Genomic DNA, 14,492 nt, shown 5'->3' with positions numbered 1-14,492 from the left:
ACCTCCCGGGCTTTTATCCCTCCGTGCAGCTTTGCTTTGAATTCAAACGAAGCCGTGAACTCTCGGTCGCAGTCATACATGAAGTTGTATCGGAACCCTAGATCACTTTATGATGTATGTAGAAATGCAAAGGCTGTGCCAATTTAGTATTACCAATTTATATAAACGTAATACTGCTATTTATTAGACTTTTTTATAGTATTGAGCTATAGCATGACCAAATCGGGTGCAGCCCATGCACAAAATTGCTGCAAAAATTGCAAAAAAAAAGCCCAAAATCATTTTTGGGCTTTATGTAATGCATAAAAATTATTTTACCAATATCTCATGGAACATATGACGTAGCCATTGATGGCTGGTTTTATGATGGCAAGACATATGCCAATATTGCTTCACGCCATAGGTTGGAAATGCAATCGGTGCGTCAAATATTTTTAAGTTGCCGCGCGAAAGCAATACTTCACTCAAGTAATACGGCACAGTAGCAATCGCATCAGTGTCTTGCACGACTAAGCCTACACCTAAATAACTAGGTAAACGCATCAAAATATCACGTTTTAAATCAAGGTTAAGCAGCTCATTTTCAATATGGTAGTGCCCCATCCCTGCATCAATATCAATGTGCGACTCTGATAAATATTGCTCAGTTGTAATGGTGTCACCCGTTAATCGTGGATGATCCTTAGCTGCAATCACCACATAATATTGCTCAAACAATTTTTGTTGATAAAAGCCGCTTTCCAAATGTGGTAAAAAACCCAATGCTAAATCAATTTCACCATTCGCCATTTGATAACTGGTTTCAGTGGTAATCGGTCGTACATTTAGACGTATTTGTGGCGCGTGTTTTTTTAGATATTGGCTGATTTTAGGCAATAAAACCAAATGCGAAACATCGGTCATGGCCAAGGTAAATTGTTGATCTGAAATGGCTTGATCAAAATTAATCGTAAAATTATTAATGGCTTCGACTTTACTCAAGGCTTCGCTGACCAAAGGAAATAGCTGACGTGATAACTCCGTAGGCACCATTTCATTGCCGATACGTAAAAATAAGGGGTCGTTATAATGCTGTCGTATTTTATTTAAAATATTACTGACTGTAGGCTGACTCATTTGCAAGTGTTCAGCAGCTTGCGACACATTTTTGTACTTATAAACATGAAAAAAAATGCTAAGAAGTTTACAGTCCAATTCAAACACGAAAGATTTAGTCCCTAATTAAATATTGCAAGTTATGCTGTGCATCATCTGCTGAATTATACAAAAAGCCAATAACGAAATATTACTTTTATTGCAGATGAAACGCCAGTTTAGCCTGCTCAGTTGAGTTCAGCTTTTCAACACTCCAATCAGTCCGCATAATAGACATAGCTCGAATTTGGATATCAACATGCTTCAAGGAAAAAAACTGGTTTGTTTTGATTTAGATGGCACACTTATCGATTCTGTTGGCGTGTGGAATCAGGTCGATGCAGATTTGATTCAACAGTTAACTGGACAAACCATCCAATTGGATTTCATTCAACGTGAACGTGACATTCAGCTGCAATTATTTAAAAACACCGCAGACCCTTACTTAATGTACTGTAACTATCTAAAAGATACTTATAAAATTGAACAACACACGGCTGATCAAATCAAACAGCAACGATATGCCATTTCACAGCATTTTTTAGAACATATCATCTTGCTTAAACCACATGCAGCGTTATTTGTTCAACAGCTCATTCAGCAAGGCATTCAGGCGGCAATTACCACCACGACCAGCCTGCAAAATATTTATCGATATCAAAAAAATATTAACATCTATCCAATGCTGCATTTTGAAAATAGCTTTGATCTGATCCTGACCCGTGAAAGTGTCAAAAATATTAAGCCGCATCCTGAAGTCTATTTACAGGCGATTGAACATTTTGCAGTTCGACCTGAAGAATGTTTAATTTTTGAAGATTCACTCATTGGTGTAGAAGCTGCAAATGCAGCAGGCATTGAAGTGGTTGCCGTGTATGATGCATATTCAGAGCACGAAATTGAGCAAATCAAAAATAAAGCGGATTATTTTATCCATGATTTCTCTTCTGTCTTAAACTAATGACTAGTAATCAATCATTCGCTTTAAAGTTAAAAAAGCAGCCAAATTTAGAGGCTGCTTTTGATTTTTTTGCATCAATAGATAATTGATCTATTTTACTTTTTTATAAATGGATCCAGACCCGACTAAATTTCCTGTTTTTTCGTCAATCGCAAATTCAACAGCACCTGTCCCAGAGTTTACAGCCAGTAACCCAGATTCAGCAACAGACGCAGGTACAGGATTTTTCTTTTCAGATTTACCACTTTGTTTATCTTTTAAAGTATTGGTAATGAAATAGTTTTCACCATTTTTACTAATAATCAGCGCATTTTCAAGTTGCGGATCTACTGCGGTATTTTGCCATGTTCCTGCATAATCGGGCGCTGGACTTTGTTTACATGCACTGAGGAGAACTGCGAGCAACATCGCAGAAAAAAATTGAATCTTTTTCAAAATACTGACCTTCTTTGTCAATGAGTTTTGCATTATAGAAAGCCTTGAAGAGAACTTAAGACCGTTCATGTTGTGCAAAAGTTGCAAACCAAGTCCTGCTGTTTTTCTTTTGTCATGTTTTGAAACATTTGTAGTCTTTCATAATAAATAAGCCCACTTGATCGTGGGCTTATTTAAATATTTTCAATCTTTAGATTTATACGATTTGACGCATTGAACCGGTTTCTTCAAAAGTGGCATGCCAAGACAAAGCCTCTTTTAAAATATGCGGCGTTTGACCACCACGCTCACATGCGCGTTCAAAGTAGCTCAACAATGCTGCGCGATAATCTGGATGTGCACAGATTTCAATGACTTTACGTGCACGCTCACGTGGTGAAAGACCACGTAAATCTGCCAAGCCCTGCTCTGTAACCACGATGTCAACGTCGTGGTCAGTATGGTCGGTATGACTCACCATTGGCACGACAGATGAAATCGCACCGCCTTTTGCAATCGACTTGGTTACGAAAATGGCAATGTGCGCATGACGAGTAAAGTCTCCTGAACCACCGATACCGTTCATCATTTTGGTACCCCTCACATGGGTCGAATTTACGTTTCCGTAAATATCAAACTCAAGCGCCGTATTAATCGCGATAATGCCTAAACGTCGAATGATTTCAGGGTTATTAGATAGCTCTTGTGGACGTAACACAATTTTGTCTTTGTACTGATCAAAATTGTTCATCACGTGCTGTGCACAAGGCTCAGATAACGTCATTGAACAGCCTGAGGCAAATTTCATTTTTCCAGAATCAATTAGCTGGAAAGTACAGTCTTGTAGTACTTCTGAATACATTTCCAAATCATGGAAATTAGAATGCTCAAAACCAGCAAATACAGCATTGGCAATCGAACCCACACCTGACTGTAGCGGGCCCAAATTTTCAGGCAAACGCCCTGCTGCCACTTCACCTTCAAAGAAATCAATCAGATGCTGAGCAATCGCTAGGGTTTCAGCATCAGGTTCATCCATTTTAAACTGGGTATCTGGCAAATCATTCAGCACAATAGCTGAAATCTTATCGGGGCTGACATTGATCCCAATCGTACCAATACGTTCACCGACCTGAGTCAGTGGAATTGGCCCACGGTTTGGTCGCGCTTTAGGCACATAAATATCATGTACACCTTCGAGCACTGGGTTAATCGTATTATCAATTTCAATAATCACATGATCTGCCATTTCAATGAAATTGGCTGAGTTACCACATGAACCTGTCGGAATAACTTGACCATCTTCGGTAATTGCATTCGCTGCAATAACGGCCACATTAATGCGCGGTAAATTATGATGACGAATATTGTCAGCCATTTCAGACAAGTGTTGGTCAATATACATGACCTCGCCAGCGTTAATGGCTTTACGTAAACCAGGATCTGCCTGATATGGATAACGACGTTCTATCGCATGCGCCGCATTGAGGCGACCATCGATACTATTTCCTAAACTAGCACCCGTTGCCAACGTGATACGAAGAGGATGTGAAACTGCATGATCTGCAAGTGCCAATGGAACCGTCTTTGCCTCACCTGCACCACCAAAACCACTTAAACCAACCACTGAACCATCTTGAATTAACTCAATCGCTTTTTCAGCAGACATCACTTTGTCGCGAAGGGAGAGTAAGCGAATGCGATCTAAACCATTCATAATAAAATCTCAAAAAATAAATATCTCAAAATAAACATCTTTTTTCGCCATCCCAGCGAACTGAGATAGCGTTTGTTATTGCTTATCTAAAAACGTACTTATCTAAAAGCTTACTTATATAAATTGAGGCAAATTAAATCAGTTCAACCGCAATTGCAGTTGCTTCACCGCCACCAATACACAGTGCTGCGACACCTTTTTTACCGCCAGTGCGTTTTAAGGCATGAATCAGCGTCACAATAATACGTGAACCTGATGAACCTAGTGGGTGACCAAGTGAGCAAGCACCACCATGAATGTTCACTTTTGCTTCATCTAAGTTAAATCCATCAATTGCCAGCATTGTAACCATGGCAAATGCTTCATTGACTTCCCACAGGTCAACCTCTTGTGCATCCCAACCGGCTTGTGCAAGTACTTTCTCAATAGCACCGACTGGAGCAATCGTGAACTCTGACGGATGCTGTGAATTTGTAGCATAAGCAACGACTTTCGCCAGTGGCGTTAAACCACGTGCTTGAGCCGTTTCTTCTGATGTAACCACCAAAGCTGATGCACCGTCAGAAATTGAGCTGGCATTGGCAGCTGTGATCGTGCCGTCTTTTTTGAATGCAGGACGCAGTGTAGGGATTTTTTCAGGCTTAGCACTTAAAGGCTGTTCATCTGTGTCAACAACGACATCACCTTTACGGCTTTTAACGGTAACCGGCACGATTTCATTTTTAAAGAAACCACCTTGAATCGCTGCAACGGCTTTATTGAGTGAGTTGATGGCAAAAGCATCTTGCTGTTCACGGGTATAGCCTTTTTTATCTGCCATATCTTGTGCAAGTATGCCCATCGACAAACCTGTCTCAGCATCTTCTAAGCCTTCTTGAAACATGTGGTCTGTGGTTTTACCATGACCCATACGATAGCCTGAACGCGCTTTTTCAAGTAAATATGGCGCATTTGACATCGACTCCATACCACCAGCAACCACAATATTAGCAGAACCGGCTTTAATCGCATCAGCTGCTTGCATCACTGCCTTCATGCCTGAACCACAAATTTTATTAATCGTGGTGGCACCCGTTGTATCTGGTAAGCCTGCTTGACGCATCGCTTGGCGTGCAGGACCTTGTTTAAGACCAGCCGGTAATACACAGCCAAAAATAACTTCGTCAATATCTGTAGGTTCTAAACCTGCACGTGCAACAACAGCCTGAATCGCTGCAGCACCTAAGTCTGGGGCTGTACAAGATGAAAGTGAACCCTGAAAACCACCCATCGCTGTACGTACGCCATCTACAATTACAATCATTTCTTATTTCATCCTGTTTTAAATCTTTTAACCCCAAGGAACCATGACTGGTTCCTCAGATTTTCCATCTTAATGTTTTTCACAGTGGTTTCGATGAAACTTTAAGATTGAGCGGTGAAGTATTCTTCAGATAGCTGCATGATAAGTTCAGAACCTGCTTTAATGCGTTGAGCACGGGCAGCAAGGTCAGGTAGAACTTTCTCAACATAGAAATCTGCGAGTACCAGTTTGTTTTGGAAGAAGCTCTCTGGTTTTTCAGCCGCAGCTTTGCTAATACGCGCAAACATATACACAAAGCTGAGTAAACCAACAGCGTGCAGGTAATCGACTGCCACCGAACTGCTAAAGTCTGGGGTGGTCTTAGATTGTTCAATAATGAATTGCGTTAATGCTTCAACTTCGTCAGAAACTTGCAATGCTGCAGATTTAACTTTTGAATCAGCCATTGTTGCAGCAAAGTCACGAATTTCAGTAATGTATTCGGCAATAAATGCACCATTACATTTCGTGGTTTTACGTCCAATTAAATCAATCGCTTGTACGCCATTTGTGCCTTCGTAAATCTGTGAAATACGTAAGTCACGAATGCATTGCTCCATACCCCATTCACGGATATAGCCATGACCACCAAAGCACATTTGCGCTTCTAAAGTAGCTTGTAGGGCTGTATCTGTTAGGTAGGCTTTTGCAATAGGTGTCAATAAAGCCACGCGGTCATTGGCTTTTTTCACTGCAGCTTCGTCAGTTGAATATTTTGTAATATCCAATTGCTGACCAACATACACAGCAAATGCACGAGATGCTTCGTTGTTGGCGCGTACATTCAACAACATACGACGTACATCACCATGTACTAAAATAGAGTCTGCTGGTTTTTCAGGAGATTTCACACCTGTCGCAGAACGACCTTGTAGACGATCAGTCGCATACTGTGCAGCATTTTGGTAAGCAAATTCTGCAGCGCCAATCCCTTGGATACCCATCGATAAACGTTCATAGTTCATCATGACAAACATCGCCGCAAGACCTTCGTTTTCTTTACCAACGATATAACCTTTGGCACCATCAAAGTTCATAACACACGTTGCAGAACCTTTAATACCCATCTTGTGTTCAATTGAACCCGCTGAAACAGCATTACGTTCACCGACTGAGCCATCGGCATTGACATGGAATTTTGGAACGATAAACAATGAAATACCACGTGAACCCGCAGGTGCATTTGGCGTTTTTGCTAACACAAGATGGATGATGTTTTCACACAGATCATGTTCACCACTGGTGATGAAAATTTTCGTGCCTGTAATATTAAATGAACCATCTTCATTCGGCTCTGCTTTGGTTTTAATGATCCCCAAATCAGTCCCTGAATGTGGTTCAGTTAAACACATAGTGCCTGACCATTCACCCGTATAAAATTTTGGAAGATAGGTTTCTTTTTGCTCTTGCGAAGCACGGTCATTAATCGCCATACCTGCACCCACAGTCAGTAGTGGATACAACATAAATGATGGATTGGTACTCCAAATCATTTCGTCAGCAAGTACTGTCAACATTTTCGGCATGTTTTGGCCGCCCCATTCTTCAGAAGCGCCTAAACCAACCCAGCCACCTTCAGCGAATTGTTTAAAAGCGTCTTTAAACCCTGTAGGCGTAGTAACAACACCATTACTAAACTGCGCACCACCTTCTTCATCTGCAGTACGGTTCAAGTCTAGAATAACGTTTTTAGAAAACTTAGCCATTTCTTCTAAAATGGCATTTGCAGTCGCCATATCAATATGAGCTAAGTTTTCATTTGACTGCCAGAACTCATCTGCATTGAATACATCATTTAAGATGAAGTCCATGTCCTTTAACGGCGCATTGTATATTGGCATTGTACTTTCCTTTTCTACAGGCTTTGTCAGCGTCTTTGACAAAGTACTTTTTTAAAGTTGCACGCTCCCGCACAAAATCATCAAATCAATTTTGTGTGGATTTTTTAAAGATCTGTTTTTTCAGATAGATATCTAAAATGGATATAGATAATGTGTTTTTACCGACAAGTGGAAAATAACCACCTGATATTTTGAGCAGCATTATTTTATTACAATTAAATAAATTTATTGAATTGACTAAATTTATAATTGGTAATTGATTAAAACCAAACATAATAGTACCTATAATCATGTTTAATTTAGGTTGTATTAATAACATAACAACCAAGACCGTTTTGTTAAATGCTGCTTTTGTTGTAAAAGCGAAAAGACAATAAATTAAAAAAAATAAAAATGGAATTTTATTTCAAAAAAATGACCTCAAGGGTTCAGTTTTATTGACATTAATTTTATGCTATGAATTCTATATGTTTTACGCACTCTACTAATGTGTTTATTTTTAAACCAATTTATGTAATATTTGAGACCATAGTGGAATGTAAGATTCACAAGATTTAGCTTAAGCTAGGCTTGTTCACCCTCAAGATGTTTATGGAACAGTTATCATGAGTTCAGTACGCCAACAAAATTTTATCCTTCGCAAGGAAAAAATTTTAGCCATGGCAGAAACCCTGCTATTAGATAATAATCAAGACATCACCTTAAGTGAGTTAGCTTGTGAACTAGATATTGCCAAAGGCACGATTTATAAACATTTTAAAAGTAAAAACCAATTATATTTAGAACTGATTATCTTAAATGAAAAACGATTATTAGAAATTTCAAAAAAATATAATCATGATATTAAAACTTATGTTTCACAATATATGCTTTATAATATGTTGAATTCTAATAGAACTATATTATTACATGTCATTGAAGAACGCTTAACCAATAATGAACGTAAATTAAAAGAGTTATTTGAAGAGCTCTATCGTGTTCGTGAAGAACGTATTATTGAAATTAAGGATATGACCAGTGATTATCTAAAATCACTTGAAAGCGCAATGTCGATTCGTGATTATTTATCCTATATTTGGACGGTCACTTATGGTGCATCCCTGCTCCTCAATTCAACGCATTATCAAAAATCAATCGGTTCACGTGAACGCTTAATCAAGTTATATATTAATCAGGCCCTGATGACGCCAGATAAAATTTCAGCTGTATAAAATTGATTTATACATAAAAAAAGCCGAACAATTGTTCGGCTTTTTTATTCATTCGACAATATCTAAGTTATGCAATGACAGGTGGGAAACCATCTTCGGTTAAAGCGCTAATCAATTGCTCTGCGCTAGCACTAGATTCAACGTCAACTAATTTTGTGGCTACATCAATAGTGACCGTTGCATTTTCATCTAAGTCTTTAATCGTTGCTGTCACGCTACGCGCACAACCACCACATGTCATATTATCAATACGAAATTTCATGCTGTTCATCCTTCTTTTCTAATATCAATACTATAAACCTTGACATGATTGTAAGGTCAAGCGAGTTTAATTCTTCGATGTATGACAACACTCAGCCATGCCTGTTTCGATTTGATTTAAAATCGTACAGTCGGCTTGATCATTACCAGCACAGCCATCGACAGATTGTTGCAAGATCTCAACCATAGCCTGTAAGTCTGCGATTTTTTGATTTAAGGTCTGGATATGTTTTAACGCCAATGATTTAACTTCAACACTTTGCCGACTTTGATTTTTCCAAAGCCCAAGTAAATCTTTCATTTGTTCAGAAGAAAAACCTAAATCACGCGCATGTCTTAAGAAACTCAAGGTTTTAATATCGGCTTCTGAATAAATTCGATAGCCGGCATCGGTGCGCTGCGCATTATTTAACAGCCCAATCGATTCATAATAACGGATCATTTTTGCAGAAATGCCCGAAGCTTTTGCTGCTTGTCCAATATTCATCTCAAGACTCCTGAAAAACTGGTCCTTTAAATGCTTTTAAACGCAAGGCATTTGACACAACAAACACCGATGAAAGTGCCATTGCACCTGCTGCGAACATCGGTGAAAGCAATATGCCAAAGAATGGATATAACACACCTGCAGCGACAGGAATCAATGCTGCATTGTAAATAAATGCCCAAAATAGATTTTGGCGAATATTATTCATCGTCGCAGTACTCAGTGCGATTGCTGTCGGTACCATTTGCAAATTACCCGACATAAGCACAACGTCTGCGGCCTCTATCGCCACATCTGTCCCTGTACCAATCGCCATGCCCACATCTGCTTGCGCAAGTGCAGGCGCATCATTAATGCCATCGCCGACAAAACAAACAACACCATGTTCTTTTTGCAATTGTTGTACAGATTGCACTTTTTGGTCTGGCATTACTTCAGCGATCACATGATCAATTTTCAACTGTCGTGCTATGGCAGAAGCAGTATGTCGGTTGTCGCCTGTAATCATGGCCACTTTCAGCCCTAAATCATGCAAAGCTTGAATGGCTGCGAAGGTTGTGGCTTTGATCGGGTCGGCAACAGCAACAATGGCAGCAAGCTGTTGATCGATCGAGACATAGAGCGGGGTTTTCCCTTCATTGCCCATGCGTTCCGCCAGTGATGAAAAGATTTGTGTATCTAAACCAAGTTTATGCATCAAATGATCTGCACCGATAAAAATGCTTTGTCCTTCAACAACCGCCTGAATCCCTGCACCAGTCACGGAATCAAACTGGTCAACCTCTAAAAGTTGCACTTGCATCTCTTTCGCAGCTTGTACAATGGCATAGGCAATCGGATGCTCAGATTTCTGCTCTACAGAGGCCAATAACTGAAATACGCGATCTTTATCAAAAACTTCAGTGACTTCAAAATCTGTCAGTTTCGGTTTACCTTCCGTCAATGTCCCCGTTTTATCGACCGCAACCACTTGTGTATTTTTGAGTTGTTGTAAGGCTTCACCTTTACGGAACAAAACTCCAAGTTCTGCACCTCGCCCTGTACCGACCATGATAGATGTAGGCGTTGCCAAACCCATTGCACATGGACATGCGATGATCAGTACTGCTACAGCATTGACTAAAGCATAGGTTAAACTCGGTTCAGGTCCTACAACATACCAAACTAAAAAGGTGATCAAGGCCAACGCCATCACCACCGGTACAAACCATAACGTGACTTTATCCACCAAAGCTTGAATTGGTAATTTTGAACCCTGAGCCTGTTCAACCATATGGATAATTTGTGCCAAAGCAGAATCTTGACCCACCGCAGTGGCTTGTATTTTCAAGGCCCCATTTTGGTTAATCGTTCCACCGACAACTTGATCACCGGCTTTTTTCTCGACAGGAATTGGCTCGCCACTGATCATGGATTCATCAATATAACTATTCCCAGACACCACCGTACCATCGACCGGACAACGTTCACCAGGCCTTATTTCAATCAGCATGCCTGTTTCAACGTCACTAATCGGCAAATCTATATAGCTACCAGATTGCTCTACACGTGCTGTTTTGGGTTGCATGCCGACTAAGTATTGAATAGCTTGCGATGTTTTACCTTTGGCCTTCGCCTCCATAAAACGACCCAACAGAATTAACGCCACAATCACTGCAGCTGCTTCAAAGTACACATGAACGGTACCTTGTGGTAATAATTGCGGAGCAAACGTTGCAACACAAGAAAAACTATAAGCAGATAAAGTCCCGACTGCGACCAAAGAATTCATATCCGGGGCAAGTCGCGCAAGTGCAGGTATGCCGTGCTGATAAAAACGTCTTCCAGGAAGGATTAACACCAAAGTGGTTAATATAAACTGAATATACCAACTATTTTGTGTCCCTAAATTATGCGCAATAAAATGATGAAAAGCTGGAATCATGTGTGATCCCATCTCCAAGATAAAAACAGGAACAGCGAGTACCAATGCGATGATTAAATCACGTTTGAGTAACCGAGCTTCGTCGGCTTTTTTTTCTGCCATTGTCGGTTGTTGCTGCGTAGCAATGCTAGCACTGTATCCCGCTTTTTTAACTGCCGCGATCAATTCTTGTGTTTTTGAAGCGGGAGCCTGAACAAAGGCTTTTTCACTGGCTAAATTTACCGTTGCTTTATTGACACCGTCTACAGCGTTTAAGGCTTTTTCAACCCGTGCCACACATGAAGCACAGGTCATTCCATCAATATTTAATTCAATATTGGGCTGTGCAATATGAAAACCTGCTTTTTCTACAGACTTCGCCAATGCAGAATTTTCAACAGATGCCAATGCCGTAATCGTGGCTTTTTCAGTTGCCAAATTCACTTTTGCATCGATGACTTCTGGAACTACCTTTAAGGCTTTTTCAACACGTGCAACACACGATGCGCAAGTCATTCCTTCAATTTCAAGTTCAATCTGCTTTTGTGCAACGCCAAAACCTGCCTTTTCAACGGCCTGAATTACAGCAGAATAATCCACATTTTTATCACTCTGAACATGTGCTGTTTCAGTGGCTAAATTCACTTGAGCATCAGTGATGCCATCGACTTTTTTTAAGGCTTTTTCCACCCGTGCCACACAAGAAGCACAGGTCATCCCTTCAATAGCAAGTGTGCCATCAAAAAGTTTGCGTTCTGTCGAATCTGTCATGGCAAAATCCCAATCATATGTGCTTGTTTTAGGCTATAGCTTAAACTTTACCACAATGGGAAGGTCAAGTTTTTCTGACTCACAGCAAGGCTTTTCTTTAAGGTATAAAGAATTGCGAAGATTTAAAAACATAATCAATAATATTGAATAATGATTATTCAATTAGTTTATTTTTCTGATATTAAAAATACACCTTTCCTCATTATTCAGTAAGATAGAGATTCGTGACCACCAAACGAATTACTCTCTTTCGCATGTACAAACTGTCGAACATTTGCTTTAACTGCGCATATTTATGTGCTTTTTTAATTTTAAGTTGGAGTCTAGATCATATTGATGTTTGGCTCACTCAAGTGGTTATCCCTGCTGTCACGATATGCATACTCTTAGGCTTCCTGTTTAAATACATCGCTCGAAAGTTAGGATATGAACCGCCTAAACGAAAAATAAAACAACAAAATCCCAAAAACGATGATCAAGACCCGGCTTAAGATACTTATAAATAACGAAATCATCAATAAAAAAGCCCATTCAATTGAACGGGCTTTTTTTCATGTCAGAATTATTAGTCAGCACTAATATCTTCAAATAAAACGGAAGAAAGGTAACGTTCACCACCATCCGGTAAAATGACCACAATGGTTTTGCCTGCATTCTCAGGACGTGCAGCAAGTTTTGCCGCAGCTGCCATTGCCGCGCCACTAGAGATACCCACTAAAATACCGTCATGAGTAGCCGTTTTACGCGCCCACTCAATTGCTTCAGCACTTTCAATACCGATCACTTCATCAACAAGGTCTAGATCTAAGTTACCCGGAATAAAGTTAGCGCCAATCCCCTGAATTTTATGTGGCCCAGGAGTCAGTGTTTCGCCTTTTTTCGCTTGGGCAATAATCGGAGATTCAGCCGGTTCTACCGCAACAGAATAAAGCGGCTGATTTTTCACTTTTTCAAAATAGCTTGAAATGCCTGAAATCGTACCGCCTGTACCTACACCTGAAACTAAAATATCCACTTTACCACCGGTCGCTTCCCAAATTTCTGGGCCAGTGGTCAATTCATGAATTTTAGGGTTTGCAGGGTTTTCAAACTGTTGTGGTAAATAATACGTTTCAGGATGTTCGGCAACGAGGCGCTGTGCTTCTTCGACCGCACCTTTCATGCCTTTAGCAGGTTCAGTCAATACGAGATTTGCACCAAAAGACTTCAACACCTTACGGCGTTCGATACTCATACTTGCTGGCATGGTTAATGTAATTGCATAACCTTTCGCTGCTGCAACAAATGCTAAAGCAATCCCTGTATTACCACTTGTAGGTTCTACAATATGCATACCCGGTTTTAATAAACCTTTTTCTTCTGCATCTGCAATGAGAGCTGCACCTACACGACATTTCACTGAAAATGCTGGGTTACGGCTTTCAACTTTAGTCAAGACCGTTGCTTCTGACTGAATCGCACGATTAATACGAACTAAAGGTGTATTACCAATCGCTTCAGCGTTATTACTATATACTGCGATACCTAAATTACTCGTTGCTGGAAAAGCTGAATCTGTTGTCATGACTATTTATCCCTTGTGTATTTATTGAATACGATCTTTAGATCATACAATTATTTTCAAAGTGTGCATGATTTTTTAAGCTAATGTCTTATATTTATGTGCATTTTGTGAAAGCTTGCACTAAAATCAAGCAATAAATTTAACTGATTAACTAAATTTAAACTTATAAAAATTAATGATATTTTATTTCATAAAAAACCATAGAAATTGTCTTATTTATTCAATGTATTAAGCCGTGATATCCGTATACTTGAGCTGTTGTTAATCGTATGGACATATCCAATGAATACCGATCTGGAAATCACTACTATGCGTGATTCTGCCGAATTAGTCGTGGGCGTTTTAAAGTCGCTGGCAAATACGGATCGTCTACTAATTTTATGTCATCTAGCACAGCAAGAATTGAATGTGTCTCAGATTGAAGAAATCACTGATATTAAACAGCCAACCCTCTCACAACAACTGATGATGTTACGCAAAAGTGATGTTGTGACCACGCGTCGTGATGGAAAGCAAATTTATTATTCAATTAAAGATGCAAATTTAGTTCAAGTTCTCAATACTCTTTACCAATTGTATTGCAACCAATCTTATAAATAACACTCAGTTATTTTAAAATTTCAAGCCAGACATGCTGTTCTTGCACCACTATAGATGAATTATCGCAATGGACAGCAATTCAATACCTTAATTTACCCTCCAGACTTCTTTTAAATATCAATAATTATTTCGAATATCCTAAGCGTTAAAACAGCTTATCCTTTTCATTAATTCATTTAAAATGATGGCTTCTTAAATATCCCCTTAAATTTCCTGCAATATTGTACGGTCAAAATTTATTGCACAAGACTTCTTAGCATTTTTTATGCATAATATATATGAAATT

The 14,492-nt window shown here is 39.5% G+C and carries 12 protein-coding genes, 1 pseudogene and 1 riboswitch; of the genes and pseudogenes, 3 read left to right on the top strand and 10 right to left on the bottom strand.

Features of this window, described 5'->3' with window-relative positions; genetic code table 11:
• Positions 1–112: riboswitch (guanidine-I (ykkC/yxkD leader) on the bottom strand.
• A gap of 197 nt (positions 113–309) precedes the next feature.
• Positions 310–1,203, bottom strand: a complete 894-nt coding sequence (locus AC4CU0_RS07340) for a LysR family transcriptional regulator (protein ID WP_078190935.1) — start codon at positions 1,201–1,203, stop codon at positions 310–312.
• A 190-nt stretch (positions 1,204–1,393) separates the two neighbouring features.
• Here AC4CU0_RS07340 and AC4CU0_RS07335 point away from each other — a divergent pair, with 190 nt between their 5' ends.
• Positions 1,394–2,095 (top strand): HAD family hydrolase, encoded by a 702-nt coding sequence (locus AC4CU0_RS07335; protein ID WP_490742809.1) that lies wholly within the window; start codon positions 1,394–1,396, stop codon positions 2,093–2,095.
• Positions 2,096–2,185: 90 nt separating this feature from the next.
• On the opposite strand, the gene AC4CU0_RS07330 is transcribed toward AC4CU0_RS07335, so the two are convergent.
• The 4 genes from AC4CU0_RS07330 to AC4CU0_RS07315 form a co-directional block, all read right to left on the bottom strand.
• Complete coding sequence (locus AC4CU0_RS07330; RefSeq protein WP_373683882.1) at positions 2,186–2,503, bottom strand: hypothetical protein; 318 nt, start codon at positions 2,501–2,503, stop codon at positions 2,186–2,188.
• 223 nt (positions 2,504–2,726) lie between these two features.
• The gene (gene scpC / locus AC4CU0_RS07325) at positions 2,727–4,226 is read right to left on the bottom strand and encodes a succinyl-CoA:acetate CoA-transferase ScpC (RefSeq protein ID WP_490742808.1); all 1,500 of its coding nucleotides are present in this window, start codon (positions 4,224–4,226) and stop codon (positions 2,727–2,729) included.
• 133 nt (positions 4,227–4,359) lie between these two features.
• Positions 4,360–5,529, bottom strand: coding sequence for a thiolase family protein (locus AC4CU0_RS07320; RefSeq protein WP_078193795.1), 1,170 nt, complete (start codon positions 5,527–5,529; stop codon positions 4,360–4,362).
• A 101-nt stretch (positions 5,530–5,630) separates the two neighbouring features.
• Positions 5,631–7,409 carry an acyl-CoA dehydrogenase C-terminal domain-containing protein gene (locus tag AC4CU0_RS07315; protein WP_490742807.1) on the bottom strand — a complete coding sequence of 593 codons (1,779 nt, stop codon included), beginning with the start codon at positions 7,407–7,409 and terminating at the stop codon, positions 5,631–5,633.
• 605 nt (positions 7,410–8,014) lie between these two features.
• Between AC4CU0_RS07315 and AC4CU0_RS07310 the strand changes: the two genes are divergently transcribed.
• Positions 8,015–8,620 (top strand): TetR/AcrR family transcriptional regulator, encoded by a 606-nt coding sequence (locus AC4CU0_RS07310; protein WP_078190941.1) that lies wholly within the window; start codon positions 8,015–8,017, stop codon positions 8,618–8,620.
• A 67-nt stretch (positions 8,621–8,687) separates the two neighbouring features.
• Here the strand turns inward: AC4CU0_RS07310 and AC4CU0_RS07305 are convergent, their stop codons facing one another.
• From AC4CU0_RS07305 to cysK, 5 genes and pseudogenes are all read right to left on the bottom strand, one after another.
• A complete protein-coding gene (locus AC4CU0_RS07305) occupies positions 8,688–8,882 on the bottom strand; it encodes a heavy-metal-associated domain-containing protein (RefSeq protein ID WP_078190942.1) in 195 nt (64 codons plus the stop codon).
• Between the two features lie 66 nt (positions 8,883–8,948).
• On the bottom strand, positions 8,949–9,368 hold the full coding sequence (gene cueR, locus AC4CU0_RS07300; protein WP_490742806.1) for a Cu(I)-responsive transcriptional regulator: 420 nt from the start codon (positions 9,366–9,368) through the stop codon (positions 8,949–8,951).
• A gap of 1 nt (position 9,369) precedes the next feature.
• The gene (locus AC4CU0_RS07295; RefSeq protein ID WP_490743477.1) at positions 9,370–11,808 is read right to left on the bottom strand and encodes a heavy metal translocating P-type ATPase; all 2,439 of its coding nucleotides are present in this window, start codon (positions 11,806–11,808) and stop codon (positions 9,370–9,372) included.
• A gap of 72 nt (positions 11,809–11,880) precedes the next feature.
• A pseudogene (locus tag AC4CU0_RS07290) lies at positions 11,881–11,988 on the bottom strand (cation transporter); the annotation flags it as partial.
• 619 nt (positions 11,989–12,607) lie between these two features.
• Positions 12,608–13,606, bottom strand: coding sequence for a cysteine synthase A (gene cysK, locus AC4CU0_RS07285; protein ID WP_490742805.1), 999 nt, complete (start codon positions 13,604–13,606; stop codon positions 12,608–12,610).
• A 282-nt stretch (positions 13,607–13,888) separates the two neighbouring features.
• Here cysK and AC4CU0_RS07280 point away from each other — a divergent pair, with 282 nt between their 5' ends.
• Entirely contained in the window at positions 13,889–14,206 is a 318-nt protein-coding gene (locus AC4CU0_RS07280) for an ArsR/SmtB family transcription factor (protein WP_078193801.1), read from the top strand.
• Positions 14,207–14,492: the final 286 nt, after the last annotated feature.

It is taken from the genome of Acinetobacter sp. LipI_15 (assembly GCF_058242865.1).
This window is presented reverse-complemented; position numbering and strand designations above follow the sequence as displayed.